The sequence below is a fragment of the Streptomyces sp. NPDC046303 genome (assembly GCF_055588085.1).
In genome coordinates this window covers 167,403-190,299 of sequence record NZ_JBVJFA010000010.1, presented here as the reverse complement: position 1 = coordinate 190,299, position 22,897 = coordinate 167,403, and the positions used below count along the sequence as shown (strand labels likewise).

The 22,897-nt window shown below is 73.6% G+C and carries 22 protein-coding genes; 15 read left to right on the top strand and 7 right to left on the bottom strand.

Translation table 11 applies throughout. The features are described from left to right. Positions 1-82 precede the first annotated feature (82 nt). Both ACZ6I1_RS13550 and ACZ6I1_RS13545 read left to right on the top strand, forming a co-directional pair. Positions 83-817, top strand: a complete 735-nt coding sequence (locus tag ACZ6I1_RS13550) for an FAD-dependent oxidoreductase (protein WP_469286606.1) — start codon at positions 83-85, stop codon at positions 815-817. Continuing rightward, positions 721-1,299: a sigma-70 family RNA polymerase sigma factor family protein gene (locus tag ACZ6I1_RS13545; RefSeq protein ID WP_469286604.1), complete on the top strand. Its 579-nt coding sequence runs from the start codon at positions 721-723 to the stop codon at positions 1,297-1,299. Before ACZ6I1_RS13550 ends, ACZ6I1_RS13545 begins: the two co-directional genes overlap by 97 nt. On the opposite strand, the gene ACZ6I1_RS13540 is transcribed toward ACZ6I1_RS13545, so the two are convergent. After that, positions 1,241-3,226: a heavy metal translocating P-type ATPase gene (locus ACZ6I1_RS13540; RefSeq protein ID WP_469286601.1), complete on the bottom strand. Its 1,986-nt coding sequence runs from the start codon at positions 3,224-3,226 to the stop codon at positions 1,241-1,243. The two genes, ACZ6I1_RS13545 and ACZ6I1_RS13540, sit on opposite strands and share 59 nt — an antisense overlap. 96 nt (positions 3,227-3,322) lie before the next feature. Here ACZ6I1_RS13540 and ACZ6I1_RS13535 point away from each other — a divergent pair, with 96 nt between their 5' ends. Then, positions 3,323-3,694 (top strand): ArsR/SmtB family transcription factor, encoded by a 372-nt coding sequence (locus tag ACZ6I1_RS13535; protein ID WP_469286600.1) that lies wholly within the window; start codon positions 3,323-3,325, stop codon positions 3,692-3,694. Positions 3,695-3,747: 53 nt separating this feature from the next. Here ACZ6I1_RS13535 and rpsN read toward each other — a convergent pair whose 3' ends face one another. Together rpsN and rpmB are read right to left on the bottom strand one after the other, a co-directional pair. After that, complete coding sequence (gene rpsN / locus ACZ6I1_RS13530; RefSeq protein WP_385670578.1) at positions 3,748-4,053, bottom strand: 30S ribosomal protein S14; 306 nt, start codon at positions 4,051-4,053, stop codon at positions 3,748-3,750. Continuing rightward, the gene (gene rpmB / locus ACZ6I1_RS13525; RefSeq protein ID WP_266613176.1) at positions 4,053-4,289 is read right to left on the bottom strand and encodes a 50S ribosomal protein L28; all 237 of its coding nucleotides are present in this window, start codon (positions 4,287-4,289) and stop codon (positions 4,053-4,055) included. The genes rpsN and rpmB overlap by 1 nt, the downstream gene beginning before the upstream one ends. Positions 4,290-4,358: 69 nt before the next feature. Here rpmB and rpmG point away from each other — a divergent pair, with 69 nt between their 5' ends. From rpmG to ACZ6I1_RS13485, 8 genes are all read left to right on the top strand, one after another. Further along, positions 4,359-4,523 carry a 50S ribosomal protein L33 gene (rpmG, locus tag ACZ6I1_RS13520; RefSeq protein WP_030162346.1) on the top strand — a complete coding sequence of 55 codons (165 nt, stop codon included), beginning with the start codon at positions 4,359-4,361 and terminating at the stop codon, positions 4,521-4,523. Between the two features lie 49 nt (positions 4,524-4,572). Further along, positions 4,573-4,821 (top strand): type B 50S ribosomal protein L31, encoded by a 249-nt coding sequence (locus tag ACZ6I1_RS13515; protein ID WP_362597790.1) that lies wholly within the window; start codon positions 4,573-4,575, stop codon positions 4,819-4,821. Next, positions 4,818-5,960 (top strand): CobW family GTP-binding protein, encoded by a 1,143-nt coding sequence (locus tag ACZ6I1_RS13510; RefSeq protein WP_469286597.1) that lies wholly within the window; start codon positions 4,818-4,820, stop codon positions 5,958-5,960. The genes ACZ6I1_RS13515 and ACZ6I1_RS13510 overlap by 4 nt, the downstream gene beginning before the upstream one ends. 48 nt (positions 5,961-6,008) lie before the next feature. Beyond that, positions 6,009-6,245, top strand: coding sequence for a 30S ribosomal protein S18 (gene rpsR / locus ACZ6I1_RS13505; protein WP_469286595.1), 237 nt, complete (start codon positions 6,009-6,011; stop codon positions 6,243-6,245). A 201-nt stretch (positions 6,246-6,446) separates the two neighbouring features. Continuing rightward, positions 6,447-7,922: a type III PLP-dependent enzyme domain-containing protein gene (locus tag ACZ6I1_RS13500; protein WP_469286593.1), complete on the top strand. Its 1,476-nt coding sequence runs from the start codon at positions 6,447-6,449 to the stop codon at positions 7,920-7,922. After that, positions 7,919-9,241: a pyridoxal-phosphate dependent enzyme gene (locus tag ACZ6I1_RS13495; RefSeq protein ID WP_469286592.1), complete on the top strand. Its 1,323-nt coding sequence runs from the start codon at positions 7,919-7,921 to the stop codon at positions 9,239-9,241. Before ACZ6I1_RS13500 ends, ACZ6I1_RS13495 begins: the two co-directional genes overlap by 4 nt. Position 9,242: 1 nt before the next feature. Further along, complete coding sequence (locus tag ACZ6I1_RS13490) at positions 9,243-10,445, top strand: aminotransferase class V-fold PLP-dependent enzyme (RefSeq protein ID WP_469286734.1); 1,203 nt, start codon at positions 9,243-9,245, stop codon at positions 10,443-10,445. A gap of 14 nt (positions 10,446-10,459) precedes the next feature. After that, positions 10,460-11,215: a class I SAM-dependent methyltransferase gene (locus tag ACZ6I1_RS13485; protein ID WP_469286591.1), complete on the top strand. Its 756-nt coding sequence runs from the start codon at positions 10,460-10,462 to the stop codon at positions 11,213-11,215. Positions 11,216-11,290: 75 nt separating this feature from the next. On the opposite strand, the gene ACZ6I1_RS13480 is transcribed toward ACZ6I1_RS13485, so the two are convergent. Together ACZ6I1_RS13480 and ACZ6I1_RS13475 are read right to left on the bottom strand one after the other, a co-directional pair. Further along, positions 11,291-12,805, bottom strand: coding sequence for an MFS transporter (locus ACZ6I1_RS13480; RefSeq protein WP_469286589.1), 1,515 nt, complete (start codon positions 12,803-12,805; stop codon positions 11,291-11,293). A 132-nt stretch (positions 12,806-12,937) separates the two neighbouring features. Next, the gene (locus ACZ6I1_RS13475) at positions 12,938-13,591 is read right to left on the bottom strand and encodes an RICIN domain-containing protein (RefSeq protein ID WP_469286587.1); all 654 of its coding nucleotides are present in this window, start codon (positions 13,589-13,591) and stop codon (positions 12,938-12,940) included. A 263-nt stretch (positions 13,592-13,854) separates the two neighbouring features. Between ACZ6I1_RS13475 and ACZ6I1_RS13470 the strand changes: the two genes are divergently transcribed. Continuing rightward, positions 13,855-15,540 carry an RICIN domain-containing protein gene (locus ACZ6I1_RS13470; protein WP_469286585.1) on the top strand — a complete coding sequence of 562 codons (1,686 nt, stop codon included), beginning with the start codon at positions 13,855-13,857 and terminating at the stop codon, positions 15,538-15,540. A gap of 79 nt (positions 15,541-15,619) precedes the next feature. On the opposite strand, the gene ACZ6I1_RS13465 is transcribed toward ACZ6I1_RS13470, so the two are convergent. Further along, entirely contained in the window at positions 15,620-16,264 is a 645-nt protein-coding gene (locus ACZ6I1_RS13465; protein WP_469286583.1) for a TetR/AcrR family transcriptional regulator, read from the bottom strand. A gap of 64 nt (positions 16,265-16,328) precedes the next feature. On the opposite strand from ACZ6I1_RS13465, the gene ACZ6I1_RS13460 reads away from it, so the two are divergent. Together ACZ6I1_RS13460 and dacB are read left to right on the top strand one after the other, a co-directional pair. Continuing rightward, on the top strand, positions 16,329-17,969 hold the full coding sequence (locus ACZ6I1_RS13460; RefSeq protein WP_469286581.1) for an FAD-binding oxidoreductase: 1,641 nt from the start codon (positions 16,329-16,331) through the stop codon (positions 17,967-17,969). A 115-nt stretch (positions 17,970-18,084) separates the two neighbouring features. Next, positions 18,085-19,725: a D-alanyl-D-alanine carboxypeptidase/D-alanyl-D-alanine endopeptidase gene (gene dacB / locus ACZ6I1_RS13455; RefSeq protein ID WP_469286579.1), complete on the top strand. Its 1,641-nt coding sequence runs from the start codon at positions 18,085-18,087 to the stop codon at positions 19,723-19,725. 40 nt (positions 19,726-19,765) lie between these two features. Here the strand turns inward: dacB and ACZ6I1_RS13450 are convergent, their stop codons facing one another. Next, the gene (locus tag ACZ6I1_RS13450; RefSeq protein ID WP_469286577.1) at positions 19,766-22,225 is read right to left on the bottom strand and encodes a tetratricopeptide repeat protein; all 2,460 of its coding nucleotides are present in this window, start codon (positions 22,223-22,225) and stop codon (positions 19,766-19,768) included. A gap of 181 nt (positions 22,226-22,406) precedes the next feature. Between ACZ6I1_RS13450 and ACZ6I1_RS13445 the strand changes: the two genes are divergently transcribed. Continuing rightward, positions 22,407-22,862, top strand: a complete 456-nt coding sequence (locus tag ACZ6I1_RS13445) for a carboxymuconolactone decarboxylase family protein (RefSeq protein ID WP_469286575.1) — start codon at positions 22,407-22,409, stop codon at positions 22,860-22,862. Positions 22,863-22,897 lie beyond the last annotated feature (35 nt).

Genomic DNA, 22,897 nt, shown 5'->3' with positions numbered 1-22,897 from the left:
CGTCACCTCGCATCGTGTCACGTCTCCGCGGGCACGCGGTGTCCTGAGGGCATGAGCGAACACAGCAACCACAGCGGTCACCGTGGCAGGCGGCGGATTGACCGGCATCGAGACGGCCGCCGAGCTGGGCGGGCAAGGGCGCAGGGTCACGCTGGTGTGCGGGCGCGCCCTGGCGCCGACGTTCAGCGCGCCGGGGCGCCGGTACATCGCCACATGGCTGTCCCGGCACGGTGTTGCCGTACTCGAGGCCGCCTCGGCGCGCGAGGTCCGGCAGTACGCGGTCGTCCTTGACGACGGTGGGGTGCGTCCGAGCGCGCTGACGATCTGGACGGCGGGTTTCGGCGTGCCGCAACTGGCGGCCGCGAGCGGTCTGCGCACCGACCCGATGGGCCGGTTGCTCACCGACGAGACGCTGACCAGCATTGACGACGAGCGTCTCGTCGCGGCCGGCGACGCGGCCGCACCCTCGGGACAGCCCTTGCGGATGAGCGGCTACGCCGCCGGGCCGCTCGGGGCGCAGGCGGCCGACGCCGTGCTGAGCCGTATCGCGGGCACCGAACCAGCCGTGATCGATGTGGCCTTCGCCGGGGCGTGCGTCAGCCTCGGCCGGCGTGCCGGCATCCGACAGCTCGCCGAGGCCGGCCCCGCGGGACGCCGGCCGCCCTTCGGCCAGCCCATTGCCACAGCGGTGGAACCAAGCCCGTGGCGACGGTCCGTCAGGTGGCGCACCGTGCCCGTGGACACGTACGGGCGCGGCGCAAGCGCTTCGAGCCCGTCGACGCCGTCACGGCCGCGCGGATCACCGAGCGGTTCCTGACCGCGGCCGCCACCGGCGACCTGGACGGGCTGCTCTCGCTGCCGGCGCCGGACGTCGCCCGGACCGCCGACAGCGGCGGCAAGGCCACCGCAGCGCGCCGGCCGGTGGTGGGCGCGCAGAGGGTGGCCGCGGTCCTCATGAGCCCGTTCCGCCCGGAGCGGCTGGCGGATCTGCGGATCGACAGGGTCAACTGCAACGGCACGCCCGCCCTCGTCCTCAGCGGCGAGTGCCTGGAGGGCGTCTTCCTGATCGAGATCGGCGACGGGAGGATCACCCATTTCCATGCCATCCGCAACCCGGAGAAGCTTCTCGGCTGGCGGTCCCGCGTCAGATCAGCCGGTAGGAGCCTCCCGGACACCACGCCGAGGTCCGTGCGATGGCTCCACCGCCCGGCCCCGCGCCGCCCGGACCCGTACCGGGTCGTCACGCCGGCGCGGCGGCCCGGGTCCAGGCGGCCTCGCGCAGCAGGCGCAGGCCGTTGAGGCCGACGATGACGGTCGATCCCTCGTGGCCCAGGACGCCCAGCGGCAGGGGCAGGTGTCCGGCCAGGTCCCAGACGACCAGGACGGAGATGAACGTCCCGGCGACGACCAGGTTCTGCACCACCAGGCGGCGCGCGGCACGGGAGAGTGCGATCACGGCCGGTACGGCGGCCAGTTCGTCGCGGACGACCACCGCGTCGGCGGTTTCCAGGGCGAGGTCGGATCCGGCGCGGCCCATGGCGATGCCCGTGTGGGCGGCGGCCAGCGCGGGGGCGTCGTTGACTCCGTCGCCGACGACGAGCACCCGGCGTCCGGCCGCTTCCTGTTCGCGGACCGCGCTGACCTTGTCCTGCGGCAGCAGCCCGGCGCGGACATCGGTGATGCCGAGTTCCGCGGCGAGGCGGCCCGCGGCGTGCGGGTTGTCGCCGGTCAGCAGGGTCGGCGGGGTGCCGGTGAGGGTGTGCAGGGCCGTGACGGCGGCTGCCGCGTCGGGGCGCGGCCGGTCGGCGAGCCCCAGCACGCCGACGGGGGTCCCGTCCCGCTGGACGAGGACGGCGGTACGGCCGCCGCCCTCCAGTTCGTCCGCCACCTCGGCGGCGTGGGCCGTGGCGGCGCTGTGCGGAGAGCCGCTCAGCAGCCGGGCCGGTGCTCCGGCGGTGATGACGTGGCCGTTGACGGTGGCCGTCACGCCCGATCCGGGGACGGAGCCGAAGTCCGTGGCGGCGGCCACGTGCAGGCGGCGTTCGCGGGCGGCGGCGGTCACGGCGCGGGCGAGGGGGTGTTCGCTGGGGCGCTCGGCGGCGGCCGCCAGGGCGAGCAGGGCGTCCTCGGTCAGGCCGGAGCCCGCCAGCGGCCGGATGTCGGTGACGCGGGGGGTGCCTTCCGTGAGGGTGCCGGTCTTGTCGAGTGCGACGGCGTCGACCTGTCCGAGGCGTTCCATCACGACGGCGGACTTCACCAGGACACCGTGGCGCCCGGCAGTGGCGATGGCCGACAGCAGCGGGGGCATGGTGGCCAGCACCACGGCGCACGGCGAGGCGACGATCATGAAGGTCATGGCGCGCAGCAGGGAGCCGGCGAGGTCCGCGCCGAACGCGAGCGGGACGAGGAAGACGGCCGGTGTGACGACGACCATGCCGAGGGAGTAGCGCTGTTCGACCTTCTCGATGAACAACTGGGTCGGGGCCTTGGTTGCGGAGGCTTCCTCGACCATCGCGACGATCCGGGCGATGACCGAATCGGAGGCGTCCCGCTCGACGGCCACGCGCAGGGCCCCGGTGGCGTTGAGGGTGCCGGCGAAGACCTCGTCCCCCGTCTGCTTCAGTACCGGCAGCGGCTCGCCGGTGATGGTGGCCTGGTCGACCTCGCCGGAGCCTTCCAGGACCCGTCCGTCGGCACCGATCCGCTCGCCGGGGCGGATCAGGAGGACGTCGCCGACCACGAGGTCCTCGACGGCGACCGTCTCCTCACGGCCGTCGCCGGTCAGCCGGGTCGCGGTGGCCGGGGCGAGGTCGAGCAGGGCGCGCACCGCGTCCTGGGTGCGGGCGGTCGCCAGCGCCTCCAGGGCGCCGGAGGTGGCGAAGATGACGATCAGCAGCGCGCCGTCCCTGACCTGTCCGATCGATGCCGCACCGAGCGCGGCGACGATCATCAGCAGGTCCACGTCCAGGGTCTTGTCCCACAGCGCCCGGAGCCCGGCCCAGGCCGGTTCCCAGCCGCCGGTGGCGTAGGCGGCGGCGTACAGCGGGCCCCACACCCACGCCGGGGCTCCGGCCGACTGGAGCGGCAGCGCGGCCAGGAAGAGCAGCAGGGCGGCCGCGGCCCAGCGGGCCTCCGCCAGGGCGAACACCCGCGTACGGCGCCGCGGAGCCGCCGGGGAGGCGGCCGACGGCGCGCGGTGCGGACGCTGGAGCAGGACTGGGGGCATGACGGAACAACCCTTCGCGGGCCAGGGGACGGCTACGTCTCCACCGTACAGGAACATCTGAAGAGGTCTTCATATGTCGCCGGTAAGATGGCCGCCATGGGCCACGGAACCGACGCCAAGAACACCGCCACGACGCGCGAACGCCTGGACGCCGTGGGGACCTCGGACGTGGCGGCGACCCTCCAGGCCCTGGCGACCCCCTCGCGGCTGTACATCCTCGCCCGCCTCCAGGAAGGCCCCTGCTCGGTCGGCGATCTGGCCGAGGCGGTCGACATGGAGCCGTCGGCCTGCTCCCACCAGTTGCGCCTGCTGCGCAACCTCGGCCTGGTGGCCGGTGAGCGGCGGGGCCGCTCCATCGTCTACTCCCTCTACGACCACCACGTCGCGGAACTCCTCGACCAGGCCCTCTTTCACGTGGAACACCTGCGTCTGGGCCTGCACGACAGGGTGGCCCCGGAAGCACACTGAGGCCCCGGGGGGGGTGGCGCCGCCGCCGCGCCGCCACCCCCGCACAGCGGTGACTACCAGGAGGACTTGGTGACCCCGGGCAGGAATCCGGCGTGCGCCTGCTCACGCATCCGGACCCGGGAGAGCCCGAACTTGCGCAAGTGGCCGCGGGGGCGGCCGTCCACACTGTCGCGGTTGCGCACCCGGGTCGCACTCGCGTTGCGCGGCTGCTTGCGCAACTCGGCCAGCGCGGCCCGGCGTTCGGCCTCCGTCGAGGAGGGCCGGCGCAGGACCTCCTTCAGCTCGGCGCGCCGGGCGGCGTAGCGCTCGACGACCGCCTTGCGCTTCTCGTTCTGCGCGATCTTGCTCTTCTTCGCCATCAGACCTTCACCCCCCGGGCCCGGATCCGGGCCACGGCCGCCTCGACGCCGATCACGTCGACGGTCTTGATCGCCTTCGCACTGAGGGTGAGGCGGACGTACCGGCCTTCGCTCGGCAGCCAGTAGCGCTTGCGCTGGATGTTGGGGTCGAAGCGGCGCGAAGTGCGCCGGTGCGAGTGGGAGATGGTGTTGCCGAAGCCCGGCTGGGCTCCGGTCAGCTGGCAGTGGGCGGACACAGTGTCACCTGGCCCTCTCGAAGTCGGATGAGTTATTGGAAACGATTTCCATTCCCGTATAGTAGCGGCATGGCACGCAACGAAGTACGCCCGATCGTCAAGCTCCGCTCCACCGCGGGCACCGGCTACACCTACGTCACCCGCAAGAACCGGCGGAACGACCCGGACCGCATGGTGCTGCGCAAGTTCGACCCGGTGGTCCGCCGCCACGTCGACTTCCGCGAAGAGCGCTGACCCGCCCCGCCCCCACCCCACCCCACCCACCCCTCCCAAGGACATCGCCATGAAGCCCGGCATCCACCCCGCCTACGGCCCCGTCGTCTTCCGCGACAAGGCCGCCGACTTCGCCTTCCTCACCCGCTCCACCGCCACCAGCGAGAAGACGGTGGAGTGGGAGGACGGCAACACCTACCCCGTCATCGACGTCGAGATCTCCTCGCAGAGCCACCCCTTCTACACCGGCACCGCCCGGGTGCTGGACACCGCCGGCCGCGTCGAGCGCTTCCAGCGGCGGTACGGGAGCTCCGCGTGAGCCTGGCCGTCGTCATCGTCGGCGGGCTGCACTCCGATGCCCGCCACACCACCGTGGAACGGCTGCTCGCCACCGTCCCCGGCAGCGTGGCCCTGCACCACGACCTCTCCACGGCCGCGGAGGGCACCGTACGGCGCACCGTGCGCGACGCCTCCGGAATACTCAGCTCCGGTGAGGCGCCGCTCGTCAACGACTGTGCCTGCTGCGCCCTGCGCGAGGACCTGGTCCCCGAGCTGTGGCGGCTCGCCGACGGCGGGTCGACCCGGCTCGCCGTCGTCGAGCTGTGGGACTCCGTGGAGCCGCGGGCGATGGCCGAGGTCGTCGCGGCGCACGGGGGCGAGCGGCTGGACCTCAGCAACGTGATCACCGCCGTCGACCCGGCCCTCGTCCTGCCCTACCTGTCCAACGGGGACGACCTCGCGGAGGCGGGGCTCGCGTCGGCGGCCTCCGACCGGCGGACGGTCGGGGACACCTGGGCCCGGCAGCTCGAATACGCGCCCGTCCTGGCCCTCGTCGACAGCGCCGACGCGGACGACGAGGACCGGGCCCTGCTGGCGCAGCTCCACCCGACCGCCCGCCGGGTGGAGACCGGATCCCTCGAACTGGCGCGGCTGGCCTTCGCCGGATTCGACACCGAGGCCGCTGCCGCCGCGCAGCACCCGGCGTGTGCGCTGCTGCCGCAGGAGGCCGACGAAGCCGGGGTCGCCACCCTGGTCTGGCACCGCCACCGGCCGTTCCACCCGGAGCGGTTGTACGAGGCGCTGGAGGACCTGGCCTGCGCGGCCGCCCGCAGCCGCGGCCGGTTCTGGCTCGCCGACCGGCCCGACACCCTGCTCGCCTGGGACGCCGCGGGCGGCGCGCTCTGCGTGGAGGACAGCGGCCCCTGGCTGGCCTCGCTCCCGGACGCCGCCTGGGAGATGGTGCCGCCGGTGCGCCGGGCGGCCGCCGCGCTGGGCTGGCACCCGGACCACGGCGACTGCTGCCAGTACCTGGTGTTCACCTCCCCCGGGCTCGACCGCGACGGGCTGGAGCGGCTCCTCGACTCCTGCCTGCTGACCGACGCCGAGTACACCGCCGGCCGCGAGGGGTGGAAGCGCCTGCCCGCGGCGTTCGACGCCCTCCTCGCCCCCGTCCCGTAAGACCCGTACGACGTACGACCCTTCCACTTCCCGTTCCAAGGACTCCCCATGACCCGACGCGCCATCCCGCGCAAGCCCGTGAAGTCCCGCCCCAACCCGCTGGACGCCGCGGAGATCACCTACATCGACTACAAGGACACCGACCTGCTGCGGAAGTTCATCTCCGATCGCGGGAAGATCCGCAGCCGCCGCGTCACCCGCGTCACGGCCCAGCAGCAGCGACGGCTCGCCGCGGCGATCAAGAACGCCCGCGAGATGGCCCTGCTGCCCTACGCCGGCAGGTAGGCGGACACCCGTCGGGCCCGTGGCAGACCCGAGGCCGTCCACGGGCCCGAAGTCCGCCCCGACCGTACCGATTCGGCCGTCGGGCGTCGTGAAGCAGTCCCTCCCCCGCCGGACCGGGCCCAAAGGAGCTCGCGCGGGTTACGGTCGTATGACCGTTTGCCGAAACCGGTACGTATTCCTCGTCGGGGAGGAACAGCTGGGATGAGCAACGCACCTCTGTACCTGGAACCGCGGCTGGCACCGCGGCTGATGTCCTTGCTGGATGCGGGCTCCTTCCTGCACTCGCTCGCGGACGGGCTCGGATCACCCCTGAACCTCGTACTGCCCCAGCAGTTCGCGGAGAACGTGGCGCGATTCGGCTCCGTCCTGCGCCGGCACCGCCTCGGCGGCCGGGTCTGCTTCGCGCACAAGGCCAGCCGCTCCCGCGCCCTGGTCCGGCACCTCGCCACGACCGGCGCCGCCCTAGACGCCGCCTCCCTCGGCGAGTTGAGGCACGCGCTGGGCGCGGGGTTCACCGGGGACCGGATCGTGGTGACCGGCCCCAAGGATCCGGAGACGCTCTGGCTCGCCGCGCGCTCCGGGGCCGTCGTCAACGCCGACGGGGCCCTGGAACTGGAGGACGCGGCCCGGATCGTCGGTGCGTTCGGCCTGCCCCGCCTGCGCGTGATCCTGCGGCTGTCCGAGTTCGAGACCTCCGGCACCCGGGTGCTTTCCCGCCGCAGCCGGTTCGGTACGGCCGTGAAGTCGCTCAGCGACCTGCTCGACGTACTGGAACGGCACCAGGACGCGCTGGAGCCGATCGGAGTGGGCTACCACCTCGACACCACCAGCCTGGACGAGAAGGCCACGGCCCTCGAAGGGTGCCTGCGGGCGATGGAGGAGCTGCAGATCCGTGGGTTCCAGCCGCGCGTCGTCGACGTGGGCGGCGGCTTCGGCGTGAACTACCTCGCGCACGCCGCACAGTGGGACCGCTACACCACCGAGCTCACCCAGGCCGTCATGGGCCGGCGCCCGCCGCTGACCTGGGGCGGCCACGGCTACGGCCTGCGCGTCGAGAACGGCACCCTGCGGGGTTCCCTCGGCCTCTATCCGGCCCACCGGCCCGTCGCCGGCTCCGCCTACCTCGACGAGCTGCTGTCCCGTCCCGCGCCCGGACTCGGCCGCCCGTTCGGCACCCTGCTCCTGGAGAGCATGTACGACCTGTACGCCGAGCCCGGCCGGGCGCTGGCGGACCAGTGCGGGCTGACCCTCGGGAGGGTGCAGGAGGTACGGGCCGGCGGGGCCGGGGAGCACCTCGTACGGCTCGCCCTGAACGCGGGGGACGTGGGCCTGGAGGACCACGGCGTCCTCATGGACCCGGTCCTGCTCCCCCGCGACGACGACGCCGGTCGGGAGACCGGACCGGTGGGCGTGTACCTGATGGGGAACCTGTGCCTCGAGGCGGACCTGATCACCCGCCGGATGGTGTTCCTGCCCCGGCTGCCGCGGCCCGGCGATCTCCTCGCCTTCGCCAACACGGCGGGCTACTGCATGGACTTCACGGCCACCCGGGCCCAACAGCAGCCCGTGGCGCGCAAGGTCGCCGTCCGGAAGGACGCCGAAGGGGTCGGAGGCTGGAGTTGGTGCCTCGACGAGCAGTACTGGCCGGTCACAGCCACGGGGGGACGGCGGACATGAGGTACGACAGCATCACCGAGGCCATCGGCGACACGCCGCTGGTCCGCATCGACCCGGCCGTGCACGGCCTGCGGCACATCGACCTCTACGCGAAGCTGGAGATGCTCAACCCCTTCGGCTCGCTGAAGGACCGGGCGGCCTGGCACATGGTCCGCTCCGCGCTGGGGGACGCCCGGCTGGACTCCGCCACGGTCGTCGAGCTGTCCAGCGGGAACACCGCCAAGGCCCTGGCCCTGATCGCGGGTCTGCACGGGCTGCCGTTCAAGAGCGTCACCAACCGCATGCGCATCCCGGAGGTCAAGGATCTGCTCCTGCTGCTGGGCGCCGAGATCGAGGAGCTTCCCGGGCAGAGCGAATGCCTCGACCCGACCGACACCGAGGACCCGCTGACGCGTTTCCACCAGCGGCTCAGCCACCCGGACAGCGCGCTCCTCCACACCGACCAGTACTTCAACCCCTTGAACGCCGACGCCCACGCGCAGGGCACCGGGCCGGAGATCATCGCCGATCTCGACGGCCGGGCCCCGGACTGGTTCGTCGCGTGCGTGGGCACGGCCGGTTCCTCCACCGGGGTGGCCCGCGCCCTGCGCGCCCACGACCCGGCCGTGCGGGTCGTCGGGCTGGTCGGTGAGAAGGCCGACTTCATCCCCGGCATCCGCACCCTCGACGAGGTCCAGGGGGTCGGCCTCTTCGATCCCGCCACCTACGACACCATCGAGGCGGTGAGCTCCGACGACGCCATCGACGGCATGGTGACGCTGATGCGCCGCTGCGGCCTGCTGGCCGGTCCGACCGGCGGGGCCGCGTACCTCGGGGCCGTGCGCCATCTCCGGCCGCTGGACACCCCGTCGGGCGACGGGCGCAGGACGGCCGTGTTCATCGTCTGCGACCGGGCGGAGAGTTACCTCGGCTACGTGCGGCAGCGCCGTCCGGAGCTGCTCGGCAGGCCTCCGGTGAAGAATTCGGTGGCCTCGCTGACCGGGGCCGAGGTGCGCTCGGCCGCCGTCATCGAGGTCGCCGAGGCACAGAAGTGGATCGAGGACCGGCGTCCGCTGGTGATCGACCTGCGCGGGCCGTTCGCGTACGCCGCGCTGCACATCGACGGCGCGGTCAACATCGTCGACGAGCTCTTCGACGAACTCCTGCGCGGCGGGCTGCCGTTCGGCACCCGCCAGCCGGTGCTGCTCACCTGCCCGGTCGGCGAGAAGTCCGCCCGGTACGCGGCCCTGCTGACGCGCATGGGCCACCCGGACGTCCGCAGTCTCGCCGGCGGCATCGTGGCCTGGCGGGACGCCGGAGCGCCTCTGGTGCGTGACTGACGTGGCGGCCGACCCCGCCGGGGAGATCGGGGAACTGGCCGCGTGGCAGCGCGGACTGCGCGCCCAGTTCCCGATCATCGTCGGACATCCCCACCTGGCCTACCTGGACAGCGCGGCCACCGCGCAGAAGCCGCAGGCCGTCCTGGACGCGGTCCACACCTACCTCACCACCTCCAACGCCAACGCGGGCCGTGGCTCCTACCCCTGGGCGAACACGACCACCGCCCTGGTGGAGCGCGCCCGGGACCGGGTCGGGGAGTTCCTCGGCGATCCGCGGCCGGAGCGGTCCTCGGTGCACTTCACCACCGGGGCCACGGACGGGCTGCGCACGGTCGCACGGGAGTGGCTGCCCGAACTGCTGGCGGACGGCGACGAGATCGTCGTGCCGTTCGCCGACCACGAGGCGAACCTGTCGCCGTGGCTGGAGGCGCGGGAGCTGCTGGCCCGCCAGGGGGTACGGATCCTCGTGCGGGAACTGCCCTGCCAGGCGGGCTCCGGGGACTACGATCCGGCGGCCCTCGCGGGGATCGTCGGACCGCGCACCCGGTTCGTGGCCGCGACCCACGTGCACCACGTGTACGGGGCGGACATGAACGTGCACCGCATCCGGGAGGTGGTCGGGCCCGATGTGCCCATCTGTCTGGACGCCGCCCAGAGCATCGGCCACGTCCCGGTCTCCGTGGCGGAGCTCGACGTGGACTTCGTGGTCTTCTCCGGGCACAAGGCCCTCGCCCTGCCCGGGACCGGCGCGGTCTGGGCGCGGGGCCGGCGCGGGCCCGCCTTCCGGCCGGGCGGATGGAGCGGCACCCCGAACACGGTCGGCATCGCCTCCCTGGCGGCGGCCCTGGACTGGCTGGATTCCGCCGGCATCGACCGCATCGAACGCTGGACCGTGGCCCTGACCGCCCTGCTGACCGAGGGGCTCGGGCGACTGCCCGCGTACGAGGTCCTCGGCTGCCGCTCGAGCCTGGCGGCCGCCTCCGAGGTGCAGCGGCGCCGGAGCATCGTCACCTTCCGGCACCGCGGGATCACCGCCCAGGACCTCGGGTTCATCCTGTTCAGCCACGGCTTCATGGTGCGCTCCGACGGCCACTGCCAGGCGGGCGGCGACGCCCGGGCGTCCTCGGTACGGGTGAGCCTGCATATACACAACACACCTGAAGAGGTCAAGCAGTTGCTCGCCACGCTCGCTACTCTGCAATGATTTCCATTATGGAGATGAGCATGATGACGGCCCTGACGGCGGCGCGCTGGGTGGAGCGCTGGGAGAGTCAGCAGCAGCGGTACGCCGTCGACCGCGAGGAGAGGTTCACGGTCATCACCGACGTCGTCGAGCAGGTGACGGCCGGACGCCCCGCTCCCCTGGTCCTCGACCTGGGCAGCGGCCCGGGAGCCCTGGCCTCGCGGCTGGCCGCCCGGCTGCCCGGCGCCGAGGTGCTGGCCGTCGACGCCGACCCGCTGCTCCTCGAACTCGGCAGCTCCCACTACGGCCCTGCGCTGCGCTACGTAGAGGCCGTGATCGGGACACCCGGCTGGCTGGACGCGCTCGCCCTGGACCGCCCGGTGGACGCGGTGGTCTCGGCGACGGCCCTGCACTACCTCGGGGAATCCACCCTGCGGCGGGTCTACCGGGAACTCGCCGAACGGCTGCGCCCCGGCGGCGTCCTCGTCAACGGCGACCACATCGGCCCGGACGCGCCGCGCATCGCCGAACTGGCCCTCCATGTCGGGGAACGCCACTCCGAGCGGTACCTCGACACCACCGAGGACTGGGAGTCCTGGTGGTCGGAGGCGGCCGCCGACCCCGAGCTGGCACCGCGGATCGAGGGGTGCGGCCCGGACCGGCATCCGCACTGCGAGGGGAACGACCTGACGCTCTCCGGCCACGTCGCCCTGCTGCGCGAGGCGGGATTCACGCAGATCGGGACCGTATGGCAGTTCGGCCACAGCCACGTACTGGTCGCGGTCCGCTGAAGGGCTGCGCCCCCGGGTCACCGAGGTCGATGGCGCTGGGCCAAGACCGCCCGCCGGCCGGCCGCCGGCCGTGGTTCAGCGCCGGAGGTCGCCGGCACGCTCGCTACGGCGCTCTTCCTCCACCCGTTCCTCCACCCGTTCCCCGCTGCGTTCCGCCGACGTGTCGGCACGCCGCGCCGCGAGCGCGGTGGCCACCGCGACGGCGAGCGCGATGACGATGAGGACCGCCGCGACGGCGAAGGTGATCCGCATACCGGTGGCGACGGCCTCGGGGGCCGCGGTGGTCACGTCGGTCGTCGCCGACGCGAGGGCGAACACGGCGCCCATGACGGATGCCCCGGTGACGAGGCCCAGGTTCCGCGACAGGTTGAGCATGCCGGAGACGACACCGCGCCGGTCAGCGGGGACATCGGCCATGACCGCGGTGTTGTTGGCCGTCTGGAACACCGCGTAGCCGGCCGTGACGACGACCATGGGGGCCAGGTAGCCGACGACGCCGTACCGCGCCGGAAGCGCGGCGAGGACGGCGGCTCCGGCGGCCATGGCGCCGAGGCCGGCCACGGTCGTGCGCGGCCCGCCGAAGCGGTCCGCCAGGCGGCCGGCCGGTACGCCGGTGAGGGCGGCGACGAGCGGACCGGCCGAGAGCACGAGTCCGACGAGTGCCGCAGGGAGCCCGAGGGCGCGCGAGAGGTAGAACGGCCCGACCACGAGCGTCGTCATCATCACCGTCGAGACGAGGGCGCTCGTGGCGAGGCCCCCGCTCAGCCTCGGATCGCGGAGCGTCCCCAGCCGGATCAGCGGGGCCGCCGCTCTCGCCTCGGCTCGCGCGAAGAGGACGGCTCCGCAGGCGGCGGCCACCAGCAGTGCCCCGTTGAGCGCACCGATACCGCCGCTCCCCAGGGTCATGGCGAGTGCGTACGCCGCGAGGGCCGACGCGAGCAGCAGCGTGCCGGCCCGGTCGAAGCGGGCCCTGCCGGCCGGGGGACGGTGCTGGTCGGCGGGCAGGTGGCGGTGGGCGAGCAGCAGGGTCAGGATGCCGAGCGGGGCGTGGACGAGGAAGAGCGCCCGCCAGCCGAAACCGGACATCAGGGCTCCGCCCAGCGAAGGACCGAGCGCGGTGCCGATGGCGGACATCGTGCCGAGCAGCCCCATGGCCCTGCCGGTCCTCGCCTTCGGGACGGTCTCCCCGACGAACGCCATGGTGAGGGCCATCATGACGGCCGCGCCGAGGCCCTGCGCCGCGCGGGCTGCGATCAGCAGCCAGAGCGCGGGCGCCGCACCGCACAGCACGGAAGCCGCCGTGAACAGGGCGATTCCCGCCAGGAGGAGCCGCCTGCGGCCGACGATGTCACCGAGCCGTCCGACGCTGACGATCAGAGTGGTGAGGGCGAGGAGGTAGGCGAGGACGATCCACTGGACCTCCTGGAAGGAGGCGCCGAAGGCCTGTGCCAGCGTCGGCAGGCCGACGTTCGCGATGCTGGTGCCGAGCGAGGACAGCAGTGCGGACAGCGAGAGGGCGGCGAGCGCCCAGAAGGCGGCGGGTGACGGGGCCGCCTGGGCCGAGGGAACGGAAACACGGTGTGGGCTCATGCGCAGGAGCGTGCGCGCCCCGTACGGCATCGGCAAAGATTTTTGCCGATGCCGCAAAAAACAGCCGTGCGGTGCGGTCCGGTCCCCCGGATCCGCACCGCACCGCACAGCATGTCGTGCCCTCGGGTCCTCTCAGTAGGTGTCGAGCCGGAACCGCTGGAAGGTGGCGTACGGGCCGCTCTGGTCCTGGCAGCCGAAGTGCCGCAGGCCCTGGTTGCTGTCATCGATGCACAGACCGGTGGCCCAGTTCTTCAGGACGAAACTGCCGTCCGAGGTCGAGAACAGCTCGAACCGCTGGTAGTTGGCGTACGGGCCGTTCTGGTCCTGGCAGCCGAAGTGGCGCAGGCCGAGGTTGCTGTCGTCCACGCACAGGCCCGTCGCCCAGTTCTTGAGGACGTACGTGGCGCCGCCGAGGTGGATGAGGTCGAACTTCTGGAAGGTGGCGTACTGCCCGTACCGGTCCTGGCAGCCGAAGTGCCGCAGGCCCAGGTTGCTGTCGTCCACGCACAGACCGGTGGCCACGCTCCTCAGGCGCCGCGTGTACACAGCTTGGGTGCCCGAGGCGCGCGCGGTGCCGGACTCGGCGACCAGGTCGGCGGTGGGGGACGAGGCCGAGGACGCCGGCACCGACTCGGAACCGGACGATGAGACGGACGGAGAGGCGGACGCGGGCGGCGACGTGTCGGCCGTCGAGGAGCCCGCTCCCGCGAGGGTCAGCGCGGATGCCGCGAAGACGGCGGCGGCGATCCGGAACACCCGTCCCGCCCATGTGCTCGTGCTGTTCAACGTACCTCCTGTGGTGAGTTGGGTCGTTCTCGCGCCGCGTGCCCGGTGGATTCGAGCCAACGGCGCGCCATGCGGTGGACGGCTCCGTCGAACCGGTGTTCCCTGGTGCCGTTCCACGGCCCGACACTGGCGGGCAGCGGAGTTGGCCGCACGGCCCGGATCCGACCGCGCAGGTCAGCCGGGGGGAAGCTGCCGGACAACCGGGGTTGTCCGCGGACAACCGGGGGGACCGCATGGGCAGGACGGGCCGGCCGCAAGGTGCCTTGAAGGGCGCGACACCGGCGGCCGACGACCTGGCCCGGTTCCTGGTGGAACTCACCGCCGCGCTCACGGTCCGGGAGCTCGCGCAGCGCTTCGGCGGCGGCAAGACGATGTGGAGCGAGTACCGCAGTGGTGCGCGGGTCATCCCCCTGGGCAGGCTGAACGCGGTCGTGCGGGACCGGGTGCGCGACGGCCGCGGATGCCAGGCGATGCTCCAGCGGGCGCGCCGGTTGCACGAGGCGGCGTTGGTCGCCGAGGCGGAGGCGGGCCCCCGGCCGAGGCTCGACGAGGCCTTGCAGCGCGCCGAGGCCGATCTCGCCGCGTCCGAAGGGCTCGTACGGAGCCTGCTCGCGCTCCTCGGCACGCTGCTCGGCGAGAAGGCCGGTACCCGCACCGCGGAGCCGGAGCCGGAGCCGGAGCGGGAGCCGGAGCGGGATCAGCGGCCGGGAACGGAGGCGGAAGCGGAGCCGGAAGCCACGGCCACAGCGGCGGACGGCCTCGTGGACCGGGCGTTCCGTGAGCTGGAGACGGTCCGGTCCGTCCGCCGGGCCGCGCGCCTCGTGCTGGAACGGGCACGGGCGCAGCACCGGGCCGCCTTGTCCGCCGGGTCCGGGACGTCCTCCACGGCCGGCGGGGACCTGTCGCTGGCGCTGGCGCGCACGGCCGACGCGCTGGCCCACAGTACGGACGAAGTGCGGGGCATGTGGCGGGAGTCGCAGGACGTCCCGGGTGGTCGCCGAGCTCCCCTGGAGGGCGTCGTCCTGGAGCGGACGGACCGGCCCTCCGCAGCGCGGGTCCACATGCGGACGGCGCCGCCGCCCCGACCGCACGCCGCCCCGCCCATGCTGCCGGTACCGGTCGGCCCGGCCGCCGCCGCCCCGCACCACCACGGCCTGTCCCGGGGCTCGTTGGCCGCCCTCACGGTGGCCGTCGTCCTGGCGGTCCTGGCGGTCGCCGCGTCGGCCGCGACCGCCGTGGTCGTCATCAACGGACAACGGCCCGCGTGGACCCAGCCTCCGGCACCCGGCCCCGTGCAGCCGTACGCACAGGCCCCCGGTGCCGACGTACGGTCCCCGACCCCGACTCCGACGCCGACCCCCACTCCCCGCCCCACTCCGACCCCCACGGCGCTCGGCCCCTCCCCCTCCAGCCCGGCCCCGGACACGAGGGCACCCGCCCCCGGTCCCGCCCCCACGCCCGCGGGCCCGCAGTCCTCCCCCAGCAGCCTTCCGGACCCGGTGGAACCGCCCGTCGGCCTGTTCCGGCTGACGAACGCGGGCAGCAGGCTGTGCCTGGCCGTTCCGCTCGGGAGCAGCACCCCCTCGCACACCGCGGTCCAGACCGGCTGCGACGCGATCGCGGAGCAGGAGTGGTACCTCACCCGGGAGACGACCGGCCCGGCCGGCGTCGTCTACTCGGTACGCAACCGGTTCAGCGGCCTGTGCCTGTCCATCGACGCGGGCCGGATCACCAACGACGCCGCCGTCACCCACTTCCTGTGCGGCGACCGGGACGGCCTCTTCTCCGACCAGTTCTGGATGCTGCGCTACCAGAGCACCGCACGCGCCTGGCAGCTGGTCAACGTCAACAGCGGCAAGTGCGCCGGGTCGGCACCGGGCGCAGGGGACGGCGCGACGGTGCTCCAGCAGGACTGCCGCGACAATCCCTGGCTCATGTGGCAGGCCTGACGGAGCGGTTCGCGGCGGCCCCGATCACGGTGCTGGACGCCGGGCAGCCGCTGCTCGACGGGGCCTGAGGCAGGCCGCGTTACGGTCCGTCGGCGGTGAGGGTGGCGGCGGCCGCGAAGAGGCGTGCGCAGCGCTGCGTCATGGCAGCCGGGGTCTGCTCCGGGTGCTTGACCCACCAGCGGACGAGGGTGGCGACCAGGTCGCGCCAGACGTACGTGAGCGCGTCGGCGTCCAGCGGGTCGGTGGATCCGGCCGCGCGCAACAGTTCGGCGGTGCCGCCGGCGGCGAGCCGGTCGATGGCCGACCAGTACGCGGCGGCGCGGCGCGCGGCCTCGCCCCCGGGCGGCAGTGAGGTGTCGTACAGCACGAACCAGGCCTCCCGCTGCCCCTCCAGCGCCGTGAAGATGCTCTCGAGTACGCGCAAGGGCGTGTGCGGGGTGGTCCCGTCCGGGCCCATCGCCGTACGGATGGCGTCCAGGAGCCGGTCCCCGACGGGGGCCAGGCAGGCGAGGTACAGGTCCTCCTTGGTTCCCATGTACTGGTGCAGCAGCGTCTTGGTGACGCCGACGCGGGCGGCGATCGCGGGGAGCGACGCGGCCGCGTAGCCGCGGGTGCCGAACTCCACCGTGGCGGCGTCCAGCATCTGCTGCCGGCGGTGGTGCCGCGGCACTCCCTTGGTGCCGGCCTTCGAAGGAGGGGTCGGGGCGGTCGGGGGGGTTGCCATGAACGGATATTATCAGTAGGTAATTTACCGCAAGGTAAATTACCTCGACCCCTGGAGCGCCTCCATGGCCGGCACCACCCCGCAGCCGACGCCCCGCACCCGCTCCTGGTGGGGGTGGGGCTGGACCGACGCGCACCCCGGCGATGCGGAATGCACCGCGATGGGCGCCCTGCTGCCCGGCACCCTCAGCCGCCCCCTGCCCGTGCCCCGCGTCCGCGACCTGCGCATCGGGCGCCCCGCCGTCGAACCCCCGCGGAGCCTCGCCGGCCTGGTCACGGCCGATCCCGGGGACCGCGCCGCCCATGCCATGGGGAAGGCGTACCGCGACGTCGTACGGGCGCTGCGCGGGCGCCCCGGCCGCATCCCCGACCTCGTCGCCCGGCCGGCGGACGAACAGGCCGTGGCCGACCTGCTGGACTGGGCCGGTGACCGGCAGGTCGCCGTCGTCCCGTACGGCGGGGGTTCCTCGGTCACCGGCGGCGTGGAGTACCGCGGGGACGCCCACCCGGCGGTGCTGTCCCTCGACCTGACCGCGATGGGCCGTGTCCTGGAGGTCGACGCCGGGGGCCGGGCCGCCCGCATCCAGGCCGGCACCCTCGGGCCGGACCTGGAGGACCAGTTGCGGCCCCACGGGCTCACCCTGCGGCACTTCCCGCAGAGCTTCGAGTTCTCCACCCTGGGAGGCTGGCTCGCCACCCGGGCCGGCGGCCACTACGCCACCGGCCGCACGCACATCGACGACTTCGTGCAGGCGATGCGCGTGGTCACCCCGGCCGGTACGAGCAGCTCCTGGCGGCTGCCCGCGTCCGGCGCCGGCCCCTCCCCCGACCGCCTGTTCCTGGGCTCCGAAGGGGCCCTCGGCGTCATCACCGAGGCCTGGGTCCGGCTGCAGGAACGCCCCCTGCACAAGGCATCCGCCGCGGTCGCCTTCGCCGACTTCCACGACGGGCTGCGGGCGGTGCGCGCGCTGGCCCAGTCCGACCTGTCCCCCGCCAACTGCCGCCTGCTGGACTCCGGCGAGGCCGCGCTGTCGGGCGCGGCCCGGGACGGCTGCGCCGTGCTGGTGCTGGGGTTCGAGTCGGCGGACGAGCCGGTGACCGCCCGGCTGGAACGGGCCGTCGACATGGCCCGTTCGTACGGCGGCCGGTACGGCGGGACCGCCGCCCCGGCGGGGACCGCGGCCGGCGCCCCTGCCGGTGACACGGCCGGTGATGCTGCCGGTGACGCGGCCGTGGGCGCCTGGCGTTCGGCCTTTCTGCGGATGCCCTACCTCCGCGACGGCCTGGCCAGGATGGGCGCCGTCGCGGAGACCTTCGAGACGGCCGCCACGTGGGACCGCATCCCCGGCCTGATCGAAGCGGTGCGCACCGAGGTCGGCGGGGCGGCGCTCCAGGCCACCGGATACCCCGCGACCGTCAACTGCCGTCTGACACACGTGTATCCGGACGGCGCGGCGCCCTACTTCACCGTTCTCGCCGCCGGACGTCCGGGGGACGAACTCGCCCTCTGGGACGACCTCAAGGCCGTCGCGGGCGAGGTCCTGCACCGCCACCGGGCCACCATCACCCACCACCACGCCGTCGGCCGCGACCACCGTCCGGGCTACGACCGCCAGCGCCCCGAGCCCTTCGCCCTCGCGCTGCGGGCCGCGAAGGGTGCTCTCGATCCGCAGGGCATCCTCAACCCGGGCGTACTGGTGGACTGACCGCCGCCACGGACGACGTGCGGGCCGGAGGACACCGTGCCACGCTGGTCGGAGGCCGGGGGGGACGCCGGCCGGGCGGCGCTGCCCGAGACCGCAGAGCCGAACGGGGCATGCCATGGTCCGAGGAACGAACACCCGAGCGCGGCGGCGGCGTGCGGGCGCCGGTTGCACGGCCCTGTTGCTCGTCACCCTGATGTCGGGGACGGCGGCCGGAGCGGCACCGACACCCACACCTTCACCCACACCTTCACCCACGCCCACACCGTCCGGCGGCGACGGTTCCGCCCCGCTCGACCCGCGCATCACGGAGATCATGCGGAAGCCGGAGTACCGCCACGCACAGTGGGGCCTGCTCCAGAAGGACCCGGACTCCGGGCGGGTGATCCGCAGCATGTTCCCCGGACAGTTCTTCATCCCCGGTTCCACGGCCAAACTGTTCAGCGTGTCCGGGCCGTGGAAGACGCTCGGCGCCGGCCACCGCTTCGAGACACCGGTCTACGCGCTCGGCGAGCGGCGCGGCGCGACCCTCACCGGCGATCTGGCGCTGGTGGCGCAGGGCGATCTCACCATGGGCGGCAGAACCGACCGCGACGGCTCGGTCGCGTTCACGGACCTCGACCACACCTACGCCAACGACATCCCCGGCGCCACCCTCACTCCCCAGAACCCGCTCGCCGGCATCGACCTCCTCGCCCAGCAGGTACGCCGCTCCGGCATCACCCGCGTGAACGGGAACGTCATCGTGGACGACCGGCTGTTCGCCCGGGCTCCGGTGCTCGATCCGACCCCCACTCCGCTGATCATCAACGACAACCTCATCGACCTGACGACCACGCCCGGGGACCGCCCCGACGCACCCGCGCGCGTGGACTGGCGGCCCAAGGTCGCCCCGTACCAGGTCACTTCGACGGTGAAGACGGTGGCGGCGGGCAAGCCGGCCGGCCTCACGGTGACGACCTCCGGGAACGGCACCCGGATCCAGGTGTCCGGCACGATCGCGGCGGGCGCCCGGCCGGTGCTGCGGGTGGCTCCCGTCACCGACCCGTCGGCCTTCGGACGGACCGCGCTCATCGAAGCGCTCGAACGGGCCGGCGTGGAGGTCACCGCCGCCCCGACGGGCCCCAACCCGGTGGCCGAGCTGCCCCGCACGTACGAGGGCCGGCCGCGCGTGGCCGTGTACACCTCGCCTCCCTACGCGCAGTACGCCAGGCTCATCCTCAAGGTCAGCCACAATCTGGGTGCCAACCTGGGCATCTGCCTGATGGCCGTCACGACCGGCAGCAAGGACTGCATGGACGGGTTCCCCGTACTGGCCGCCTTCCTGGACCGGGCGGGCGTCGACCGCAAGCAGGTGCAGCTCCTGGACGGACGCGGCGGCAACCCCGTCGACCGGTCGACGCCGGAGGCGCAGGCGCAGTTGCTGTCGTACTGGCTGCACGACCCGGAGGCGAAGCTGTTCCGGGAGGCGCTGCCCGTCCTGGGCGTCGACGGCCTGCTGGCGGAGAACTGCCGGGACTGCCCCGCGCGCGGCAAGGTGTTCGCGAAGACCGGCGCTGCCGTGGGGGAGGACGCCCTCAACGACCGCCTGGGTGTCGGAGCCATCACGATCGCCGGCTACCTGGACAAGGGCGGCGGCCGCTACGAGGTCTTCTACGCGGGCGTGACCGGTGCCTCCACGCCGACGACCGACCCGAGCGGCATCGTGGGCATCGCCAACGACCTCGCCATGGTCGCCGCCTACCTCCAGGAGGAGTGAACAGGCGGCCCGGAACCCGGTCCGCGGCTGCCCGCTCCCCTCAGTGGACCCCGGGGTCGAGCTCACGCCGGACGGCCCGGCCGGCCGCGCGGTGCTCGGCCGCCGTGGTCGGATCCGTCTCGTCCAGCACGAGCGCGATCCCCTCGTGGGCGAGCGCCTCCTCGTACCGGTATCCCAGCGCCGGGGCCAGCTCCAGCGCCTGCCGGTGCAGGCGCAGGGCCTCCTCGGTCAGGCCGGCGAGCCGGCAGGTCTCGGCGTAGCCGTTGAGGAATCGGATCTTCCAATGGTCCTCGAACAGCTCGTCCAGCAGCGCGAACGCCTCGCGATGACTGGCCAGTGCCTCCTCGTACCGGCCCGTCCGCCGCAGCGCGACGCCCAGGCAGTTGAGGGCCCACGCCTCGTTGTTCACGTGCCCGTCCGCGCGGGCCAGTGCCAGCGCCCGGTGCAGGTGCTCCACCGCCTCGCCGGGCGCCTCGTCGGCGACGGCCACGCCGAGGGTGATCCGCGCCGTCAGCGCCGGCGGCCACGCGGGGTCCGCGTGGGGAATGGACAAGATCTCACGGGCCCGCAGCGCCGCCTGATCGCGCTGTCCCAGCTGGAGCATCGCCCAGGCCTCCGAGGCGGCCGCGTGGGCCGCGCCCGCCGGGCAGTCGGCCTGCTCGTACAGCTTCCGTGCCAGGGCGAAGAATTCGAGCGGTTCCTCGGCACTGCCCTGGTCCCACCGCAGATAGCCGCGGCGCATCGCCAGTTCGGCTTCCGCGCGGACGTCCCCGGCCTCGGAAACCCGCAGTCCGGCCGTCTCGTACGCGGCCGCGGCCTCCGCCGTCCGGCCCGCGTTGTAGCGGGCGAAGCCCAGGTCGCTGTAGGCCTCGGCCAGTCGCCGGGGATCGCCCAGGCGCTCCGCGGCGGCCAGGGAGCGCTCGAAGAGGTGGTTGAGGTGCGTCGTCCCGCAGCGCCGCGCGAAGTACGCCCGCAGGAAGCGCGGCAGCTCGCACACGTGCACATCGGCCCCGACCGCGGCGGCCGTCTCGAAGGCGGCGATCATCGCTTCGTACTCCGCGACGAGCCAGGCGAGGGCGGTGTGCTTGTCCGTGAACCGGGGCAGTGCGGCCGGGGGCCGGCCCGCGGACGGCGGGCGGCCGGGTGACAGGACCGGCATCGCGGCGTCCGCCGCGGCCGCCGCGTGCACGTAGTAGTCGAGGAAGCGGCCCAGCGCCCGTTCCCGCTCGGCGGGCGGGTCCTGTTCGGCGCAGGCCCGGCGTGCGTGCTGGTGCACGAGGTCGTGCAGCCGGTAGCGGCCTGCCGTGGGCTGCTGGACCAGGTGCGCGTCGACCAGGTCCTCGAGCATCTCCTGGGCCCTGTACAGCGGTACGTCCGCCAGGGCGGCCGTCAGGTACGCGTCGAAGGCGCCGCCGGGCAGCAGGCCCAGCATGCGGAACAGGCGGGCGTGGGCCCGGTCCAGCTGCTTGACGGACATGGCGAACGCGGTGTCGAACTCGCTCCCGCCCTGCCCCAGCCGCTCGACGAGGATGCCGACGGTCCAGCCGGGCCGGTGCCGCAGCCGGGCCGCGGCCAGCCGCAGGGCCAGCGGCAGGTGCCCGCACAGCCGCAGCACCTCGGCGGCGGATTCCGGTTCGCGGGCCAGCCGGCCTTCGGGGCCGCGCGGGTCGCCGCTGGCACGGGCCAGCAGCTCCGCGCTCTCCTGCGGGCTCAGCACGTCCAGCGACACCGGGGGCACCTCGTCCAGGCCCAGCAGCCGGTTGCGGCTCGTGATCAGGACGACGGAGGGGCCCGCGCCGGGCAGCAGGGGGCGGACCTGATCGGCGTCGGCGGCGTTGTCGAGGACCACGACGGCCCGCCGGCCGGCCAGTTCCGCCCGCCAGCAGGCGGCCAGTTGCTCGACGCCCTCCTGCGGGACCTTCTCCGACGGGACGTCGAGCGCGCCGAGCAGCATCCGCAGCGCTGAGTCCGGATCGAGCGGTTCCCGGCCCTCGGTGAAGCCGTGCAGGTCCACGTAGAGCTGGGCGTCCGGGTAGTCGGCGGCGAGCCCGTGCGCGGCGTGCACCGCCAGACAGGTCTTGCCGACGCCCGCCATCCCGTCGACGGCGACCGCCCGGTGGCTTTCCACCGCGGCGAGCACGGCGGCGAGCCCGGCCTCGCGTCCGGTGAAGTCGGGTACGTCGCGCGGCAGATCGTTGCGGGGCCTCGGCTGGACCTGGCGGCTGGCCTTCGGCGGCGCCGGCAGCGGGTTCGAGGACCGTTCCCACAAGGGGCGCAGGGGGCGGGGGTCTCGTTTGACCAGGCGGCACAGGGCGATCACCGCGGGCCAGGGCGGCACGGTCTGGCCGCTGAGGTAGCGCGACAGCGAGGAGGAGCTCAGGCCGGTGTCCCTCGCGAGGGCCCGTACGCCGAGCCCGGACAGCTCCTGGATCAGGCGCAGCCTGGCCGAAAGCTCCTCCTGCGGGTCGCCGCCCTTGGCGGTCTGCTGTTCCGCGCCCACTGTTCCCCCGTCCGCCTGTCCCGCCCCGGCAGGAGTATTCCGGGCCGTGTCACCGCTGGTCAAGGCCGGTTTTGCTGTCCCAGGGCGTCCCATCGGCGTCGTCACGGCACGCCGGAACGGCTGTCATGGAGCCACGCCCCGGGAGAACGGGGCACCGACCGGAAAGAAGGAGCGGATTCCCGTGCAGTCTCGTATGCGGAACCCTGCCGTCGTCCTGTCCGACGCGATGGGGCCCATCCAGGAGCTCTTCAAGGCCGTGCACTCCGGAGGGGTGGACGGGCAGACCCTGGAGCTGGTGCACCTGCGGGTCAGCCAGATCAACGGATGCAGCGCCTGCGTCGACGGCGGCGCCAAGTCGGCCCGGAGGGCCGGGGTGAGCGACGAGCGGCTGGCGGCGGTGGCCGCCTGGCGCGAGGCCCCGTACTTCACCGACGAGGAGCGGGCGGCGCTCGCGCTGGCCGAGGCCGCGACGCGGCTGGCCGACCGCCCCGACGCGGTGGGCGACGAGGTGTGGGACACGGCCGCCACCTACTTCGACGAGAAGCAGCTGGCCGCGATCGTGCTGATGATCGGCGTGACCAACCTGTTCAACCGGCTCAACGCCACGACCCGCCAGATCGCCGGTGCCTGGGGCTGACCGCCCTCCGGCATGACACTACTGATACCGCGATG